Raw genomic sequence first — 17,915 nt, 5'->3', positions numbered from 1 at the left:
ACTTCAGGGAGCCACCCCGGGACCAGCCACCCGCTCACGAAGAGCCTCGGTGTCCGTTCCTCCCTGCCGGGCGGCGAAGAAGAACTCTACGCAGACGCGGCCGCCGCGTCAAAGCCGGATCCGGGTGGCCCCGGTCACGGCGCTCACGCCTCGCCGAATCCCTGCTCCAGCTCGCCGACGACCGCCCGGACCGCACGGGCGGCATCGGGCCCGCACGCGGTCACCACGAGCTGCTGGCCGCCGGCGGCCCCGAGCGCGACGAGTGAGAGCACGCTGCGCGCGTCGGCGCCGTTGACGGCGATCGTCGACTCGAACCCGCTCGCCGTGCGGGCGAGCTGCGCGGCCGGACGGGCGTGCAGGCCGAGCCGGTTGCGCAGGACGGCCGTCCCCCGGGCCGTCGTCGCGGGCGGCCCGCCGTCGACGTGCGGGACCGAGCCGTCGGTCGTCGCCGGGTGGGCGCCCGCAGCACCGTCGCCGCCCGCGGACGGCACCGCGGTGTCCGCGTCCTCGCCGGACGCTGCTCCCGCGGCGTCGTCCAACCCGTGGCGTCCCGCCGCCGCCAGGTCGGAGTCCGCCGACCCCTCGTCGCCCTGCTCCCCGCCGAACGACGACCCCGCGCGGCGCGCGGCGTCGGCCACGGCGTCGAGATCCGCCCCGCCCTGGGCGACCACCGCCGCCTCGACCGCGCCCTCGACGAACGGCGCGTCGACCACCATGACCCGGGCCACGACGTCGGGGTCGGCCAGCTCCAGCACGCTCTCGGTGGTCAGCACGGCCGATCCGAGGTCGGTCAGGACGACGGCGGACCGGCCGTCGGCGACCGCGTCGTCGATGGCCCGGGTGACGAGGTCGAAACCGGTCCCGAGCCGGCCGTCGTCGGTGCCACCGGCCGGCAGCACCGGGACGTCGGGCGCCATCTGCCCGGCGAGCTCCGCGACGCCCTCCGCGAGCGCGCGCGAGTGCGCGACCAGCACCAGGGCGACGGTCACCGTGGTCATGCCGGACCGGTTCCCGTCGCCGCGTCGGCTGCGGCGTGCAGCAGCAGGGCGGTCGACGTGGCGCCGGGGTCGGCGTGGCCCGCGCTGCGTTCGCCCAGATAGCTCGCCCGGCCCTTGGTGGCGACGAGCGGGATCGTGGCCTCGGCCCCGGACGACGCCGCCTGTGCAGCGGCGTCGAGCACCGCGCCGGGCTCGGCCCCCTGGTCGGCGGCCGCGACCGCGGCGGCGACGGCGGGCGACCACGCGTCGACCATGGTCTTCTCGCCGGTGGTCGCCTTGCCCCGGGCCACGATGCCCTCGAGGCCGGCCTCGAGCATCGCCACGACGGCGCCTGCGTCGAGCTCGTCCAGGCCGGTCACCTTGGCCGCTCGCAGGTACGCGGTGCCGTAGAGCGGCCCGGCCGCTCCACCCACGGTCGACATGAGGGTCGTCGCCACCAGCTTCAGGACGTCGCCGACCTGGGCGGGGGGTGCGTCGAGCGCGTCGAGGCGTGCCACCACCGCGGTGTACCCCCGGTGCAGGTTCTCCCCGTGGTCGCCGTCGCCGATCTGACGGTCGAGCTCGATGAGCTCGATGCGGTGCTCGGCCACCACCTCGGCCGAGCGCCGCACCCAGCGCAACGCCCATGCCACGTCGAGTGTCATTCTTCTCCCTCGTCGACGCGTGCCTGCCGCGGCCGGTAGGCACTGCCCGCCCCGCAGCCTGCCACGGCGACCCGGTGCGGCACGGCCCCCGCGGCCGTCGCTACCGAACCGTGACCCGGGCGGGGCCGGTCGCGGGCCGGCTGCGGGCCGGCCATGGGCGGGTCACCAGCGCAGGGCGGCCGTCCGCACCGGTGCGTCCCACAGGGCCGTCAGCTCCTCGTCGAGCCGCAGCACCGTGACCGAGGCTCCCTGCATCTCCAGCGAGGTCACGTAGCTGCCGACCAGCGACCGCGCCACGCTGGCGCCCGCGGCCTCGACCAGCTGCCGCGCGCGGCGGTACACCACGTACAGCTCCGACAGCGGGGTGCCGCCCATGCCGTTGACGAACAGCAGGACCTGCTCGCCCTCGCCGAGCCCGAGGTCCTGCAGGACGGGGCCCGTGAGCTGCTCGGTGATCTCGTCGGCGGACGCCATCGGCACCCGGCGCCGCCCCGGCTCGCCGTGGATGCCGATGCCGATCTCGATCTCGCTCTCGGTGAGGTCGAAGCTCGGGACGCCGGCGTGCGGCACGGTGCCCGCGGCGAGCGCGACGCCCATGGACCGCACATTGGCGTTGACCCGCTCGGCCACGGCGGCGACGCCGGCGAGGTCGTCGCCGCGGTCGGCGGCGGCACCGGCGATCTTCTCCACGCACAGCGTGCCGGCGACGCCGCGACGGCCCGCGGTGTACAGCGAGTCCTCGACGGCGACGTCGTCGTTGACCACGACGGTGCGGACCTCGACGTCGTCGGCTTCGGCGAGCTCCGCGGCGGTCTCGAAGTTGAGCACGTCGCCGGTGTAGTTCTTCACGATGTGCAGCACACCGCGGCCGCCGTCGGCGGCGAGGGTCGCCGGGGCGATCGCGTCCGGCGTCGGGGAGGTGAACATGGCCCCGGGGACGGCGGCGTCGAGCATCCCGGCGCCGACGAACCCGGCGTGCAGCGGCTCGTGACCGCTGCCACCGCCGCTCACGAGCCCGACCTTGCCCTGCACCGGACCGTCCGCACGCACGACGTAGAGCGGGTCGCGGTGGACGGTGACCAGGTCGGCGTGCGCCCACCCGAAACCCTCCACCGACTCGTCGACGACGCGGGCGGGGTCGTTGATCAGCTTCTTCATGCGGGTTCCCTTCGCCGACCGGCCGGTGCGCTCGTCGGCGGACGCCGGCCGGGGGGCGTCAGCTGCGCGCCGGCCGCGGGACCTGCGTCCGGTCGTCTGCCACCCTCGCGTCGGCCGGGCGCGCCGTCAAGGACGCCGCCCGGCCGGCGCACGTGGCACGTCCCTCAGCCGCGTCCGAGCAGGATCCGCGCGTCGGCGACGAGGGTGATCGAGCCGGTGACGAGCACACCGGACCCCATGTCCTGCGCGCGCTCCGCGAGCTGCACCGCGACGTCGATCGCCGCGTCGAGCCGGTCCGCGACGTGCACCCGGTCCTGGCCGAAGACGTCGATCGCGATCTCGGCGAGGTCCTCGGGGTCCTGCGCGCGCGGCGACGACGAGCGGGTCACCACGACCTCGGCGAGCAGCGGCTCCAGGCCGGCCAGGACGTTCTCGGCGTCCTTGTCGTCGAGCACGCCGACCACGCCGACCAGCCGGGTGAACTCGAACGACTCCTCCACCGCGGTGACCAGCGCGGCGATGCCGGCCGGGTTGTGCGCGGCGTCGACCAGCACGGTGGGGCTCGTGCGGACGAGCTCCAGACGCCCCGGGGAGTCGACGTCGGCGAACGCGGCACCGACCAGGTCCCCGTCGAGCGCGCCGCCGCCGCTGAGCAGCGCCTCGACGGCGACCAGGGCGAGCAGCGCGTTCTGCGCCTGGTGCACGCCGTGCAGCGGCACGAACACCTCGGTGTACAGGCCGCCGAGCCCGCGCAGGGACAGCAGCTGGCCGCCGACGGCGACCTGCCGGCCGGCGACCTCGATGTCGATGCCCTGCCGGACGACGCGGGCGCCGCGCTCCGCCGCGACGGCGAGCAGGACCCCGTCGACGTCCTCGGCCTGGTCGGCGATCACGACCGTCGCCCCGTCCTTGATGATCCCGGCCTTCTCGCCCGCGATCGCGGTCAGCTCGTAGCCGAGCCAGCGCTCGTGGTCGTGGGCCACCGGGGTGAGCACCGCGACCTCGCCGTCGACGACGTTGGTGGCGTCCCACCGGCCGCCCATCCCGACCTCGATGACGGCGACGTCGATCGGGGTGTCGGCGAACGCGGCCAGCGCCATGACCGTGAGCACCTCGAAGAAGCTCAGCCGCGGACCACCCTCGGCCAGCGACCGGGTGTCCACCATGTGCACGTAGGGCGCGACGTCCTGCCACACCTCGACGAAGCGCTCGGCGCTGATCGGCTCTCCGTCGATCGCGATGCGCTCGCGCACGTCGCTCAGGTGCGGGCTGGTGAACCGGCCGGTGCGCAGGCCGTGCTCGCGGACGAGCCGCTCGACCATGCGTGACGTCGACGTCTTGCCGTTCGTGCCGGTCACGTGCACGGTCCGGAACGATCGTTGCGGGTCGCCCAGCAGCTCGCACACCGCCCGGACCCGGTCCAGCGAGGGCTGGACGTCGTGCTCGGGCATGCGCTCGAGGATCCCGGCGTACACCTCGGCCGCGGCGGTCTCCGCCTCGGTGCGTGCCTGCCGGCGTGCGTGGTCGGCGCCGCTCATGCCCCGGTCCCCTTCTCCTGGTCGTCGTCCTGCCCGACGGGGTCCTGCCCGACGGTGTCCCGCTCGACGGACACGGTGACGCCGTCGCCGGCGACGTCGTCGACGGCGAGCGCGGTGGCCAGCGTCTCGGACGCGATCAGCCCGCGGTGCGCCTCGACGGCGTCGCGCCACCCGGCCGGCACCGCGATCCGCAGCCGCACCCGGTCGCTGACGTCGAGGCCGGCCGCCTTGCGGGCGTCCTGGACGGCACGGACGACGTCGCGTGCGCGGCCCTCGGCGACGAGCCCGTCGTCGAGCGCCGTGGACAGGACGACGACGCCACCGCCGGGCAGGACCGCCGCGGCCACCTCGTCCCCCTCGCCGGCGGACACCACGGTGGTCAGCTCGTACTCGCCGTCGGCCAGCGGGACCGGGCCGTCGGGCGTGCGGACGACGACGGCACCGTCGGGGCCGGTCTCCCAGTCGCCGGCCTTCGCGGCGCGGATGACCGTCTGCACCTGGCGGCCCAGTCGCGGCCCGGCGGCGCGGGCGTTGACCGCCAGGCGCGTGTCCACCCCGAGCCCGGCGGCGGCGGCGTCGTCGAGCCCGTGGAACTCGACGCTCTTGACGTTGACCTCTGCCGCGATCAGGTCGGCGAAGCCGCGGGCGTCGTCGACGTCCGGCAGCGCGACCCGCAGGGTGCGCAGGGGCTGGCGGACGCGCAGACCGTTCGCCTTGCGCAGCCCGAGGGTGACCGAGCAGACGTCACGGACCCGGTCCATCGCCGCGACCAGCCGGTCGGCGTCGAGCGCGTCGCCGGCGCCGGTGGCCGGCAGCTCCTGCGGCGTCGGCCAGTCGGTCAGGTGCACGCTGCGGCCCCCGGTCAGTCCCCGCCACACCTCCTCGCTGAGCAGCGGTGCGAGCGGCGCCATGACCCGGGTGAGCACCTCCAGCGCGGTCCACAGGGTGTCGAACGCGCGCGCGTCCTCGTCCCAGAACCGCTGCCGCGACGTGCGCACGTACCAGTTGGTGAGCACGTCGAGGTGCTCACGGACGGCCTCGCACGCGGCGGGGACGTCGTAGGCGTCCAGGTCGGCCGTCACGCGGACGACGAGGTCGCGGGTCCGCGCGAGCAGGTAGCGATCCATCGTCCCGAGCTGCGCCACGTCGTCGTCCGTGACCCGGCGCGCGGTCAGGCCCGCGCCGTCGTGCGCGGCGCCGGCGTAGAGCGCGAAGAAGTACCAGGTGCTCCACAGCGGCAGCAGCACCTGGCGGACGTTCTCGCGGATGCCCTCCTCGGTGACGACGAGATTGCCGCCGCGCAGGATGGGCGAGGCCATGAGGAACCACCGCATCGCGTCCGAGCCGTCGCGCTCGAACACCTCGGACACGTCGGGGTAGTTGCGCAGCGACTTGCTCATCTTGCGGCCGTCCGAGCCGAGCACGATGCCGTGCGAGACCGACGTGCGGAAGGCGGGCCGGTCGAACAGAGCCGTGGCCAGCACGTGCAGCGTGTAGAACCAGCCGCGGGTCTGCCCGATGTACTCGGTGATGAAGTCCCCCGGGTAGTGGTGCTCGAACCACTCGGCGTTCTCGAACGGGTAGTGCACCTGGGCGAACGGCATCGAGCCGGAGTCGAACCACACGTCCAGCACGTCCGGGATGCGGCGCATGGTGGAGCGGCCCGTCGGGTCGTCCGGGTTCGGGCGGGTGAGCTCGTCGATGAACGGGCGGTGCAGGTCGGTGACCGGGCGGCCGAAGTCGCGCTCGAGGTCCGCGAGGGACCCGTAGACGTCGGTGCGCGGGTACGCGGGGTCGTCGCTGACCCACACCGGGATGGGGGTGCCCCAGTACCGGTTGCGGGAGATGGACCAGTCCCGCGCACCGGCGAGCCACTTGCCGAACTGGCCGTCCCTGATGTGGTCCGGCACCCAGGTGATCTGGTCGTTCAGCTCCACCATGCGGTCCCGGAACTGGGTCACCCGCACGAACCAGCTCGACACGGCCCGGTAGATGAGCGGGTTCCGGCAGCGCCAGCAGTGCGGGTAGGAGTGCTGGTAGGTCTCGTGCCGGACGACGACGGCGCGCCGGCCCGGGTCCGTGGCGGCCAGCGGGCCGCTGCCGGCCTTGAGGTCGGCGATCACCCGGGGGTTGGCGTCGAACACCTGGAGGCCGGCGTAGTCCGGCACCTCGGTCGTGAACTGCCCGCGGGCGTCGACCGGCACGACCGGGCGGATGCCGGCGGCGTCGCAGACGAGCATGTCGTCCTCACCGAACGCCGGCGCGAGGTGCACCAGGCCGGTGCCGTCCTCGGTGGTGACGAAGTCGCCGGCCAGCACGTGGTGGGCCGCCGGGTTGCCCTCGGGGTCGGCGAAGTACGGGAACGGCGGGGTGTACGCCCGGCCGACCAGGGCCGAGCCGAGGACGGTCTCCAGCACCGTCGCGTCCTCGCCGAGCTCGCGGGCGTAGGAGTCCAGTCGGGACTCGGCCAGCAGCACCCGCTCGCCGGCCAACGCGCTGGACTCCCCCGGGGCCACCACGACGTAGGGGATGTCCGGCCCGACGGCGACGGCGAGGTTCGACGGCAGCGTCCACGGCGTCGTCGTCCAGATGAGGGCGAGCTCGCCGGTCTCCAGGCGGACTCCGACGGTGAGGGCCGGGTCCTGGCGGGACTGGTAGACGTCGTCGTCCATGCGCAGCTCGTGGTTGGACAGCGGCGTCTCGTCGCGCCAGCAGTACGGCAGCACCCGGTAGCCCTCGTAGGCCAGGCCCTTGTCGTGCAGCTCCTTGAACGCCCAGATCACCGACTCCATGTAGGTCAGGTCGAGCGTCTTGTAGTCGTCGTCGAAGTCCACCCAGCGCGCCTGGCGGGTGACGTAGGCCTGCCACTCGTCGGTGTACTTGAGCACCGAGGTGCGGCATGCCTCGTTGAACGCGGCGATGCCCATCTCGTCGATCTGCGACTTCTGCGTGATGCCCAGCACGCGCTCGGCCTCGAGCTCGGCGGGCAGGCCGTGGGTGTCCCACCCGAAGCGGCGCTCGACGCGGCGGCCGGCCTGGGTCTGGTAGCGCCCGACGACGTCCTTGGCGTACCCGGTCAGCAGGTGCCCGTAGTGCGGCAGGCCGTTGGCGAACGGCGGGCCGTCGTAGAAGACGAACTCGTTGGATCCGTCGGGGCCCGCGTCGCGGTGGTCGATCGACGCCCGGAAGGTCCCGTCCGCCTCCCAGTAGGCCAGGACGTCCTTCTCGAGGGCGGGCAGGTCCGGGGACGCCGGGACCGCGGAACGCGCGGATCGCTCGCCGGTGGGCTCGCTGGGGCGGTGCAGGGGGTACGCCATGGGGGCCGGGCTCCTGAGGTCGTCGTGCACTGTGCTGGACAGGTCCGCGTCGCGACTGCCTGCCGCGGCACCGACCACACCGTGCGAGGACGACGGGGCTGCGTGCAGCCCGCCGCGGTACCACCTCGCTTGCCGCCACGCCCCGGCCCCGAGGGGACGGCGTGCGACGACCGCTCGCCCGGGCTGTCACGGGCCCACCCGTCCGGTTCTACTGAGGCCCCGGCACGGCCGGGACCCGTTCTTCCGAAGGCTCGCCGGTGATGGCCGGGTCAGTGCCTGTGCTCACGATGGTACCGGCTCCGGCCGTCGACGCCCCCACCGTGCCGGGTCGCCGGCGGGCCGCTCACCCCCCGGCGCTCCTGCCCTGGCCGGACCCGGGCGAGCGCGCGACCAGGACCAAGGCCACTGCCGGCGTGGTCGCCCGGCGGGCACGCTGGGGGACGTCAGCGGGAGCACGGAGGCTCGCATGTCCACGGACCAGCACCCTGCCGCGTGGTTGCGGCGAGCGGTCGCCGTCCTGGCCGTCACCGCGGCGGCCGGGGGCGGTGGCCTCTGCGCCGCGCTCCCGGCCTGGGCCGGCGCCGACCCCGTGGCCGAGCAGTCCGCCCCACCCGTGGCGGACCCAGCGGCGCCCGGGCCGCCGACCACGCCCGACATCTCGCCGCCGGTCGTCACGCTCCTCCCCGACGACCGCCTCGCCGCGGTGAGCCCGGCGGCCGGGGGGCCGACCGGATCACCCACGCTGGTGGCTCCGCAGGCCGACGTCCTGCTCACCGCTCCGGATGCCGCGGTCCCCGGGGCGCGAGTGGTCGTCGTCGTCACGGTGGTGGGCAACGGGGCCACGCCGGGCGGGACGGTGGAGGTCGTCGCGACGAGCGGCGACGAGGTGCGCGCGACGACGACGGCACTGGCTGACGGCCGGGCGAGCGCGGCGTTCGAGTCGCTCCCCGCGGGGACGTGGACGGTGGAGGCCAGCTACCTGGGCGAGGCCGACGCGGGCGGGTACCCGCCGGCCCGGTCGGCGCCCCACGTGCTCGTGGTGGCAGCGCCGGCCCCCCAGGCGGTGACCCTCACCGCGGCACCCGTCACGGTGACCGTCGGTACGCCGGCGCACCTTCTCGTCTTCCTGTCCGGCTGGGGGGACAAGCCGAGCGTGACCGTCCGCGAGGGCGACAGCCCTCTCGGCTCGGGCACCCCGACCGTCAGCTTCCCGGCGCGGGTCGACCTGCCCGTGCTGTCGCCCGGCACGCACACGCTGGTCGTCGAGAGCGCAGCGGATGAGCGGTTCCTCGCCGCGACGACGACGGTCGTGGTGACGGTCGTCGGGGAGCCGCCCCGGAGCAGCCCGACGCCCGGCAGCCCGCTGGCGGCGTCCCTCACAGGTCCGGCCGCCTCCGGCACCGTCACGCTCGTCGGTGGAGGCGTGCGGGGCGGCGAGACGGTGGCGTACTTCCTGTACCCGGGCGGGGTCCTCCTCGGCACCGCCGTCGCCGACGCCGACGGAGGGCACCGGCTCAGCGTGCCGTTGCCGCCAGGGACCGCGGCCGGTGCGTACAGCGTCGTGGCGATCGGGGGGAGCTCGGGCCAGTGGGGCGAGGTGGCCATCACCGTGACGGCGCCGCCCGCGGTCCCCCGGCCCGCCGGACGCGAGATGTCGACCGTGGGCGCGCCGGCGCGCGGCGCCGTCGGCACGGCGTCGCCGGCGACCCATCTCGCCGCATCCGGTGCGGACCTGCGCAGCATCGCCGCGCTGACCGCGGCGCTCGTCGCCGGTGGCGGCGCCCTCCTCGCCCTCGGTCGCCGGCCGGTGTCAGCGTCCCGACGCACGGACGTGCGCCCCGGGCGGCACGGAGGTCACGAGGCCGGCGGCCGGTGAGGTGCCGTTGAGGACGTGGTCCCCCACCATCCGCTCCTTGGCGACCACGGGGTTGTGGGAGGCGATCGTCCGGGCGTTGCGCCAGTGCCGGTCGAGCAGCCGGGTGCCGCTCGTCGCCGACGCCCCGCCCACCTCGAACAGCTCGGTGGCGCCGCGCAGGACGAGGTCGACGACCACCAGCTGCGCCTGGTACGCGGCGATGTCCACGTCGTCGTGGTCCTCCTGGGTCGCAGTACCGCGGGCCGCCGACCGGGTCAGCGCGTCCAGCTTCTCGGCGGCGGCCAGGACGATCGCGTCCGCGGCGAAGGAGGCGGCGGACAGCCGCCCGACGACGGCCTGCACCAGCGGGTCGGCCCGCGGCACCGGGGTCGCGGCGCTGCCGAAGGTCCGGCTGCGTGGTCGGACGAACCCGACCGCGTCCCCGACGACCGCCCGGCCGATGCCGGCGAGCGTGGCGAGCAGGTGCAGCTGGAAGTACGCGCCCAGGATCGAGGGCCGCCGGGCGGCGTACGGGACGATGCCGCGCGGGTCCACCTCCACCCGCACGAACACCGTCGTCCCGCTGCCGGTCATGCGCTGGCCGAAGCCGTCCCAGTCATCACGCCGCTCCACGCCCGCGGCGTCGGCGCGCACCGCGACCGTCACACGCTCGCCGTCCGACCGGACGGCACCCACCGAGATCCAGTCCGCGAAGATGGTCCCGGTGCTGTAGTACTTCGTGCCGTCCAGCCGCCAGGTGCCGTCGACGTCGGGCGCCACGCGGGTGCGGGTGTCCCACAGCCCGCCGTTGCCCTGCTCGCTGCTCGCGTTGCCGATGAGCCGGCCGGCCACCGCCTCGCGCGCCCAGAACCGCCGGGTCGCCGGGTCGTGGTCGGTCAGGGCGTGCTCGAGGTACGCGAAGTGACCCCGCAGCAGGTGGGCGACGTTGGGGTCGGCGTGCGCGAGCTCGATGAGCAGTCGCACGAGCTGGGTCAGGCTCGCGCCCCGTCCACCCGCGGCGCGGGACACCCGCAGCGCACCGAAGCCGGCGTCCCGCAGCCGGTCGACCGCCTCGAACGGGAGCTCGCGGCGCTCCTCGCGCGCGAGGGCGCCGGCCGCGATGCGCTCGAAGACCGGGCGGAAGGCGGCGTCGAGCTCGGCGTCCGGCGGGGGCGGCTCGACCGAGCCGGTCAGGTTCGCCGGCAGGGTCGTGAGGTCGTCCAGGTCTCCGGTCGTGGCGGGCCCGCCGGCCGGGTCGGCGACCTGCGCCGGCGTCGGGCGCGACCCGAAGGCGTCGTGGAGCGCGGGGTCGGGCAGGCGGTCGGGCAGGGTGTCGGTGGTCAACGCGGGTCTCCTGTCGTGCGGTGGGGCGGCGTCGTCGCCCGGCGGGCGGGGCCGGGAGGGATCAGACGCCGGCGAGTGCCGCGGCGTCGTCGACGACGGCGTCGCGCGAGGCGGTGGCCGTGGCCTGGGTCGGGCGCAGGTTGCGCCCACCGCGGTACCGAGCGCCGGGGTGGGAGTCCGCGAGCCGGGTGCGTCCCGGGCCGGCGAGGCGCTCGCGCAGGGTGCTCTCGGCGTACTCGGTGCGGTACAGCCCGCGCCGCTGCAGCTCGGGCACGACGAGCTCGACGAAGTCCTCGGCGGTGCCCGGGGTGAGGAACTGGCGCAGGTTGAACCCGTCGAGGTCGGTGTCGCGCACCCAGCTCTCGATCGTGTCGACCACCTCGGTCGGCGTGCCGACCGCGAAGAACCCCTTGTCGAACCGGGTCACGGCCGCGAGCGCCTGACCGACCGTCGTGCCGGGGGCGTAGCGGCGGTTGCTCGGGACCTGCTCGGGCCCGCCGAGACCGGCGACGATGTCGTCGATGACGGTCTCGGGCGGGTACGCCGCGAGGTCGACGCCGCCACCGCCCGCGTGCGCGAGGTACCCCTCGGCGCGTGACAGCAGCCGGAACTCCTCGGCCTTGCGCTCGGCCGCCGCGCGGTCCCTGCCGACGATGACGACCGCTCCGGCGAACGCCTTGACGTCGTCGGCCTCGCGCCCGTTGCCCACCGCGAGCCGGCGCAGGTCGGCGATGTTCTGGCGGACGTCCTCGGTGCTGCGGCCGCCCACGAACACGGCCTCGGCGTGCCGGGCGGCGAAGGCCTTGCCGGTCGGCGAGCCGCCGGCCTGGAACAGCACGGGCGTGCGCTGGATCGACGGCTCGCTCAGGTGCGGCCCGGCGACGGAGAAGTGCTCGCCGACGTGGTCGATCGGACGCACGCGGGTGGGGTCGGTGTAGACCTGGCCGGCGACGTCGCGCACCACGGCGTCGTCGTCCCAGGAGCCCTCCCACAGCTTGTACAGGACGTCGAGGTACTCCTCGGCGATCGCGTACCGCAGCTCGTGCTCGACCTCCTGGGTCAGGCCGAAGTTGCGCGCGGCGTTGGGCAGGTAGGAGGTGACGATGTTCCAGCCGAATCGGCCCTTGGTGAGGTGGTCGAGCGTGCTCGCGCGCCGGGCGAACGCGAACGGCGGCTCGTAGGTGGTGGAGAACGTCGCCGCGAACCCGAGGTGCCGGGTGACCGCGGCCATCGCGGGGATGACCAGGAGGGGGTCGTTGTTCGGGATCTGCACCGCCTCGCGCAGCGCCGTCCCGGGGCCGCCGCGGTAGCCGTCGTAGGTCCCGATGACGTCGGCGAGGAAGACGGCGTCGAACAGGCCCTCCTCGAGGAGCTGGGCGTGCTCGGTCCAGAACTCCAGGTCGTTGAAGCGGTGCCGGGTGTTCTCCGGGTGCACCCACAGCCCGTGGGAGATGTGGCCCACGGTGTTCATCTCGAAGAGGTTGACGGAGATGGGCTTGGTCATCGGGCGGTCCTGTCCGTGGTCGTGGGGGCGGCGGTGGCGGACGTCGGGTCCCCGATGCGTGGGATCGCCGCGACCAGGCGGCGGGTGTACGGGTGCTGCGGCGCGGTGAAGACGTCGGCGACGTCGCCGTGCTCGACGACCTCGCCGTCGGTCATCACCAGCACGCGGTCGCTGACGTGGTGGATGACGCCCAGGTCGTGCGAGATGAACACGTAGGCGACGCCGGTCTCGGCCTGGACGTCGGCGAGCAGGTCGAGGACCTGCGCCTGGACCGACACGTCGAGCGCGGAGACGGGCTCGTCGCAGACGACGATCCGCGGCCGTGGGGCCAGGGCCCGTGCGATCGCGACCCGCTGCCGCTGCCCGCCGGACAGCCGGCGCGGACGTCGGTCCAGGTGCTCGACGCCCAGGCCGACCTGCTGGAGCAGCTGCACCGACCGGGCGCGCCGCCGCGAGCGGGGGACACCGGCCACGCCGAGCGCGTCGGCGAGGATGCGGCCCACGGTGTGCCGCGGGTCGAACGAGCTGAGCGGGTCCTGGTGGACGACCTGCACGTCGCGGCGCAGCGCCCGCCGCTCACGCGGGGTCAGGCCCGCCCACGACCGGCCGTGCACCTCGACGGTGCCCGCGGTGGGCTCGGTCAGGCCCAGCAGGATGCGGGCGGTGGTGGTCTTGCCCGAGCCGGACTCCCCCACGATGCCGAGCGTCTCCCCGGCGCGCAGGTCGAACGAGACGTCGCGGACGGCGACGCGCGGCTGCCCGTCCGGCCCGGGGAACGTCCGCGCGACGCCGTCGAGCCGGGCGACCACCTCGCCGACCGGGTGCCGCGGCACGGGTCGGCGGTCGGCGGCGATCGGTGCGTCGGGCGCGGACGCCTCGGGTCCGACGGGCGGCGCCGACAGGCGCGTGCCGCGGGCGTGCTCGGCGGGGACGGCGGCGAGCAGGCGGCGTGTGTACGGGTGCTGCGGGTCGCCGAGCACCTGAGCCGTCGGACCCGTCTCGACGATGCGGCCGTCCTGCAGGACGGCGACCCGGTCGGCGAGGTGCGACACCACGGCGAGGTCGTGGCTGATGACCAGCAGGGTGCGGCCCTCGTCGCGCAGCCGGGCGAGCAGGTCGAGGACCTGCGCCTGGACGGTGACGTCGAGCGCGGTGGTCGGCTCGTCGGCGACCAGCAGGTCCGGCTCGCCCGCGAGCGCACCGGCGATGAGCGCGCGCTGGCGCAGGCCGCCCGAGAGCTGGTGCGGCAGCTGCCGCGCACGCACCGCCGGGTCCGGCACGCCGACGTGCTCGAGGAGCTCGACCACGCGCTCGGCGCGCTGCGCGCGGGTGAGGTCGGTGTGCAGGCGCAGCGCCTCGTCGATCTCACCGCCGACCGGGCGGACGGGGTCGAGCGAGACCAGCGCGTCCTGCAGGACGAGTCCCACGTCGCCGCCACGCAGGCGGCGCCAGTCCCGCTCGCCGAAGCGGAGCAGGTCGGTCCCGCCGAGCGCGAGGGTGCGGGCCCGGACCTGGGCGTCGCGGCCGGTGAGCCCGACCAGGCTCCGTGCGGTGACGCTCTTGCCCGAGCCGGACTCGCCGACGAGCGCCAGGCACTCGCCCCGGGCGACGTCGAACGAGACGCCGTGCACGACCTCGCGCCGCGCCGGTCCGCGACCGAAGGCGATGCGCAGGTCCTCGACCCGCACCGCCGGCGCCGTCGACGGCGTCGGCGGTGGGACCGGGGCGGCGGGCCGCCCCGCGACCCGGGCCGGGGGTGACGACGTGGTGGACGCGGTGATCGGCACGCCGGTGGTGGACGCGACGCTGGTGGGTGCGCTCATCGGACGCCCTCCTCGGCTCGGCGCTGCAGGTGGCGGCCCAGCACGGACGTGCTGAGCACCAGGACGGTGATGGCCAGGCCCGGGAACAGCCCGTACCACCAGGACAGCTCGACGAAGTTGCGAGCCGTCGAGAGCATCGAGCCCCACTCGGGCGTCGGTGGGGTGGTGCCCAGGCCCAGGAAGCTCAGCGCGGCGCCCGCGACCGTGGCGGTGCCGATCCCAATGGTGGCGAGCACGAGCACCGGCTTGACGGCGTTCGGCAGGACGTGCCGCAGCACGACCGCGGTCTCCGACAGGCCGGTCGCCCGGGCGGCCTCGACGTACCCGGCCCGGCGGACGCCCAGCGTCTGGGCCCGCACGAGCCGGGCGTAGCTCGGCGTGCTGGCGATGCCGATCGCGAGCAGGGCGTTGCGGGTGCCGCCGCCGGCGATCGCGATGACGACGAGCGCGAGCAGCAGCTCGGGGAACGCCAGGCCGACGTCCATCGTGCGCATGAGCAGCGCGTCGACGACGCGGTTGCCCAGCCCGGCCAGCAGCCCGAGCGCGGTCCCGGCGACCAGGCCGATCGCGATCGCGCCGAACCCCAGCAGGAGCGAGTTGCGGGTGCCGTGGACGATGCGGCTGAGCACGTCACGCCCGTTCTCGTCCGTGCCGAGCAGGTGCGCGCCGCTGGGCGGGGCGAGGGTCTGGGTGGGGTCGACGGCCAGCGGGTCCTGCGGGGCCAGCGCATCGGGGAACGCGGCCGCCGCGACGACGACGAGCAGCGCGAGCGCGGCCAGGGCGACGCTCGGCGGCACCTGCGACCGGCGCACCGTCCGCAACGCCGGGGCCGACGGCGTCCCGGCGGCCGCGTCGGGGGTGGCTCCGGCGGCGCTGTCGGCGCTGGCGCCGCCGGCGGTCGGCGTCGACGGGGTCCGGACGGACGTGCTCATGAGGTCCTCCGCAGGCGGGGGTCGATGAGGGGGTAGGTGGCGTCGACGACGAGGTTGATGACGACGTAGACGGCGGCCGAGAGCAGGACGAGGCCGAGCACGACCGGCATGTCCTTCGCGTTGACGGCCGAGAGCAGCAGGCGTCCCAGGCCGGCGCGGTTGAACAGCGTCTCGGTGATCACCGCGCCACCGAACAGCCCGCCGACGACGAAGCCGGTCATGGTGGTCAGCGGCACGAGGGTGTGGCGCAGCACGTGCCGCACGCGCACCGCGGCGTCGCTCAGGCCGCGCGCCCGGGCCGTCACGACGAAGGGCTCCTCGAGCACCTCCTCGACCGCGGACCGGGCGACCTGCGCGAGCACCGCGCCGAGCGGCAGCGCGAGGGTGAGCGTGGGCAGCACGAGCCCGCGCCAGCCCTCGCCGCCGATGGCCGGGAACCAGCCGAGCGTGAACGAGAAGACGGTGAGCAGCACGATGCCGAGCCAGAAGGACGGCAGCGACGCGAGCACGAGCTCGATCCCGGACACGGGCCCGCGGACCGCCGGTCGACGGCCGGCGGTGGCCAGCGCGACGGCGACGGCGCCGAGCACCGCGACGACGGCGGCGGATGCCGCCAGGACGACGGTGGGGCCGACCTGCTCGCCGATGAGCTGCGTGACCGGTGCGTGGAACCGGTACGACGTGCCCAGGTCCCCGGTCGCCAGACGCAGCAGGTAGGCGCCGTACTGCTCCGCCACCGGTCGGTCGAGCCCGTACTCGGCGCGGACCTGCGCGAGCACCTCGGGCGAGGGATTGGCGTCCGGTCCGCCGACGATCGCGTAGGCGATGTCGCCGGGGATGAGGACGAGCGCGAGGAACGTCAGCGTCGCCGCGCCCCACAGCACGCCGACCGCACCGAGCGCCCGGGCGCCGAGCCGGCGGACGACGCCGCCGGCCCGGGTCCGCCGGGACGGTGCGCGTGACGCGGGTCGGGTCGCCGCGGCCGGCACGCCGGCCGGCACGCCGGCGGGTACGGCGCCGGCCACGGCGGCCGGGTGAACACGGTCGGCGGCACCCGGGACGACCGTGGGCGCGGCGCTCATCGGTCGAGCCAGACGTCGAAGACGTACGGCGCGAGGTACCCGTGCGCGTACTCGAGCCCGTGGACGTCCGTCTGGTAGGCCACCGGACGCGGGTCGCTGTAGAACGGGATGCCCGGCGCGAGCTCGACGAGCCGCTCCTGGGCCTGCCGGTACAGGTCGTGCCGGGTGTCCGCGTCGGTCGTCTCGCGCGCGCTCTGCAGCAGCCCGTCGAGCTGGTCGTCGCGCAGGTACGAGCCGTTCAGGCCCCGCCGCTCGGGCGTGGTGATGTTGTCCGAGCTGTACCGGATCCACAGCACGTCGGCCGTGTTGGTCGACCACAGTCCGGCGCTCAGGTCGTAGTCGCCGGCGGCGCTGCGCTCCTCGAGCTCCTGCGGTGCGGGGTACTCGATCCGGATGTCGACGCCGACCTCGCGCGCCGCGGCCTGGGTCTGCTCGGCGATCTGGATGCGCAGCGGCACCGCGTTCGTCGTCGGCAGGTAGGCGACCAGGCGCTCGCCGTCCTTGGTGCGGAACCCCTCGGCGTCCCGCTCGGTCCACCCCGCCTCGTCCAGCAGCCGGTTCGCGCGGTCGGGGTCGTACCCGAGGTCTCCCTCGACGTCCTCGATGTAGTCCGGCGTCGAGGGCGTGAGGTAACCCTCCGCGGCGTCCCACTGACCGAACGAGATGCTCTCCACGATCGCCTGGCGGTCGACCGCCGCCACGAGCGCCTGCCGGACGCGGACGTCGTCGAACGGGGCCCGCGAGGTGTTGAACCACAGCGAGAACGGGTGGCCGGGGCGGTACTCGGTGAATGTGCCGAGCTGCGGGTCGGCCTCGACCGCGGCGTAGTTCTGCGGCGGGACGAACTCGATCGCGTCGAGCTCCCCGGACGCCAGCGCGCTGTACCGGGTGGCGTCCTCGGTGACGAATACGACCTCGAGGCTGTCCAGGTACGCCGGGCCCTCGTGCGTGCCGCCCGGGCCCCACGCGTAGTCCGGGTTCTTCGTGTACTCGACGCTGCGGCCCTTGTTCCACCGCTCGACGACGAACGGCCCCGAGCCGATGGGCGCCTCGCAGATTGTCTCGGGCGCCTGCGTGATCTGCTGCGGCGAGATCACCCCGAGGAAGCCCTGCGCCAGGACGTTGAGGAACGCCGAGTAGGGCGAGGACAGCGTGACCTCGAGCGTGAGCGGGTCGACGACGCGCGAGGAGGAGTACGGCGCGATGTACGACGCCGACAGCGGGCTCTTGGTCGCGGGGTCGAGCATGTGCTCGAAGTTGATCTTCAGCGCCTCGGCGTCGAACACCGCGCCGTCGGTGAAGGTCACGCCGTCGCGCAGGTGGAAGGTGTAGACGAGGCCGTCGTCGGACACGTCCCAGCTCTGGGCGAGCCAGGGCGAGAGCGTCCCGTCCTCCTCCTGCCACACGAGCGAGTCCGAGAACGGCACCGTGAGGATCGGGCCGAGCGTGCTGGCGTTGCCGTGCGGGTCGAGGCAGGTCGGCTCCTGGCCGTTCGTGCCGATGCGGAAGGTCCCGCCGGGGACGGGGGTGCCGGCGTCGGCGGACGCGGAGCTCTGGGGCGAGGTGCCGGCCGAGGTGCCGGTGCTGCACGCGGTCAGGGCGAGCAGGCCGACGGCGGTGGCGACCGCGCGGGTGCGGTGGGCGGACATCGGTTCTCCAGGTGGTGGTCGTCGGCGACGGGACGCCGGGTGGGGTGGTCGCCCGAGGGCGGAGAGGGTGA

Annotated in this window: 12 protein-coding genes; 1 reads left to right on the top strand and 11 read right to left on the bottom strand. The window is 75.0% G+C overall.

What is annotated here, in order from left to right:
- Positions 1-143 precede the first annotated feature (143 nt).
- The 5 genes from dhaM to ileS all read right to left on the bottom strand — a co-directional run bounded on the left by dhaM (position 144) and on the right by ileS (position 7,655).
- Positions 144-998 (bottom strand): dihydroxyacetone kinase phosphoryl donor subunit DhaM, encoded by an 855-nt coding sequence (dhaM, locus tag Q0840_RS14785; RefSeq protein ID WP_367183136.1) that lies wholly within the window; start codon positions 996-998, stop codon positions 144-146.
- On the bottom strand, positions 995-1,642 hold the full coding sequence (gene dhaL, locus Q0840_RS14780) for a dihydroxyacetone kinase subunit DhaL (RefSeq protein ID WP_298460690.1): 648 nt from the start codon (positions 1,640-1,642) through the stop codon (positions 995-997). The genes dhaM and dhaL overlap by 4 nt, the downstream gene beginning before the upstream one ends.
- A 162-nt stretch (positions 1,643-1,804) precedes the next feature.
- Positions 1,805-2,800, bottom strand: a complete 996-nt coding sequence (dhaK, locus tag Q0840_RS14775) for a dihydroxyacetone kinase subunit DhaK (RefSeq protein WP_298460688.1) — start codon at positions 2,798-2,800, stop codon at positions 1,805-1,807.
- Between the two features lie 164 nt (positions 2,801-2,964).
- Positions 2,965-4,338, bottom strand: a complete 1,374-nt coding sequence (locus Q0840_RS14770) for a folylpolyglutamate synthase/dihydrofolate synthase family protein (RefSeq protein ID WP_298460686.1) — start codon at positions 4,336-4,338, stop codon at positions 2,965-2,967.
- A complete protein-coding gene (gene ileS, locus Q0840_RS14765; protein ID WP_298460684.1) occupies positions 4,335-7,655 on the bottom strand; it encodes an isoleucine--tRNA ligase in 3,321 nt (1,106 codons plus the stop codon). Before ileS ends, Q0840_RS14770 begins: the two co-directional genes overlap by 4 nt.
- Before the next feature lie 466 nt (positions 7,656-8,121).
- Here ileS and Q0840_RS14760 point away from each other — a divergent pair, with 466 nt between their 5' ends.
- On the top strand, positions 8,122-9,531 hold the full coding sequence (locus tag Q0840_RS14760; RefSeq protein WP_298460682.1) for an Ig-like domain-containing protein: 1,410 nt from the start codon (positions 8,122-8,124) through the stop codon (positions 9,529-9,531).
- Here the strand turns inward: Q0840_RS14760 and Q0840_RS14755 are convergent.
- The 6 genes from Q0840_RS14755 to Q0840_RS14730 all read right to left on the bottom strand — a co-directional run bounded on the left by Q0840_RS14755 (position 9,466) and on the right by Q0840_RS14730 (position 17,844).
- Positions 9,466-10,854: an acyl-CoA dehydrogenase family protein gene (locus Q0840_RS14755; RefSeq protein ID WP_298460680.1), complete on the bottom strand. Its 1,389-nt coding sequence runs from the start codon at positions 10,852-10,854 to the stop codon at positions 9,466-9,468. The two genes, Q0840_RS14760 and Q0840_RS14755, sit on opposite strands and share 66 nt — an antisense overlap.
- Before the next feature lie 61 nt (positions 10,855-10,915).
- A complete protein-coding gene (locus Q0840_RS14750; RefSeq protein ID WP_298460678.1) occupies positions 10,916-12,358 on the bottom strand; it encodes an LLM class flavin-dependent oxidoreductase in 1,443 nt (480 codons plus the stop codon).
- Positions 12,355-14,181 carry an ABC transporter ATP-binding protein gene (locus Q0840_RS14745; RefSeq protein ID WP_298460676.1) on the bottom strand — a complete coding sequence of 609 codons (1,827 nt, stop codon included), beginning with the start codon at positions 14,179-14,181 and terminating at the stop codon, positions 12,355-12,357. The genes Q0840_RS14750 and Q0840_RS14745 overlap by 4 nt, the downstream gene beginning before the upstream one ends.
- Entirely contained in the window at positions 14,178-15,113 is a 936-nt protein-coding gene (locus Q0840_RS14740) for an ABC transporter permease (protein ID WP_298460673.1), read from the bottom strand. The genes Q0840_RS14745 and Q0840_RS14740 overlap by 4 nt, the downstream gene beginning before the upstream one ends.
- On the bottom strand, positions 15,110-16,195 hold the full coding sequence (locus Q0840_RS14735; RefSeq protein ID WP_298460671.1) for an ABC transporter permease: 1,086 nt from the start codon (positions 16,193-16,195) through the stop codon (positions 15,110-15,112). Before Q0840_RS14735 ends, Q0840_RS14740 begins: the two co-directional genes overlap by 4 nt.
- Positions 16,192-17,844, bottom strand: a complete 1,653-nt coding sequence (locus Q0840_RS14730; RefSeq protein WP_298460669.1) for an ABC transporter substrate-binding protein — start codon at positions 17,842-17,844, stop codon at positions 16,192-16,194. The genes Q0840_RS14735 and Q0840_RS14730 overlap by 4 nt, the downstream gene beginning before the upstream one ends.
- Between the last annotated feature and the right edge of the window lie 71 nt (positions 17,845-17,915).

The organism is uncultured Cellulomonas sp., assembly GCF_947494015.1.
Taxonomy (GTDB): domain Bacteria; phylum Actinomycetota; class Actinomycetes; order Actinomycetales; family Cellulomonadaceae; genus Pengzhenrongella.
Note: the sequence above shows the minus strand (reverse complement) of the source record. Positions and strands in the feature narration are given on the sequence as shown.

Excerpts from the sequence above, each read along its gene's own strand:
- ileS (WP_298460684.1), bottom strand. The coding sequence starts at position 7,655 with ATGGCGTACCCCCTGCACCGCCCCAGCGAGCCCACCGGCGAGCGATCC.
- Q0840_RS14760 (WP_298460682.1), top strand. The coding sequence starts at position 8,122 with ATGTCCACGGACCAGCACCCTGCCGCGTGGTTGCGGCGAGCGGTCGCC.
- Q0840_RS14750 (WP_298460678.1), bottom strand. The coding sequence starts at position 12,358 with ATGACCAAGCCCATCTCCGTCAACCTCTTCGAGATGAACACCGTGGGC.
- Q0840_RS14740 (WP_298460673.1), bottom strand. The coding sequence starts at position 15,113 with ATGAGCACGTCCGTCCGGACCCCGTCGACGCCGACCGCCGGCGGCGCC.
- Q0840_RS14745 (WP_298460676.1), bottom strand. The coding sequence starts at position 14,181 with ATGAGCGCACCCACCAGCGTCGCGTCCACCACCGGCGTGCCGATCACC.
- Q0840_RS14730 (WP_298460669.1), bottom strand. The coding sequence starts at position 17,844 with ATGTCCGCCCACCGCACCCGCGCGGTCGCCACCGCCGTCGGCCTGCTC.
- Q0840_RS14735 (WP_298460671.1), bottom strand. The coding sequence starts at position 16,195 with ATGAGCGCCGCGCCCACGGTCGTCCCGGGTGCCGCCGACCGTGTTCAC.
- Q0840_RS14770 (WP_298460686.1), bottom strand. The coding sequence starts at position 4,338 with ATGAGCGGCGCCGACCACGCACGCCGGCAGGCACGCACCGAGGCGGAG.
- dhaM (WP_367183136.1), bottom strand. The coding sequence starts at position 998 with ATGACCACGGTGACCGTCGCCCTGGTGCTGGTCGCGCACTCGCGCGCG.
- dhaL (WP_298460690.1), bottom strand. The coding sequence starts at position 1,642 with ATGACACTCGACGTGGCATGGGCGTTGCGCTGGGTGCGGCGCTCGGCC.
- dhaK (WP_298460688.1), bottom strand. The coding sequence starts at position 2,800 with ATGAAGAAGCTGATCAACGACCCCGCCCGCGTCGTCGACGAGTCGGTG.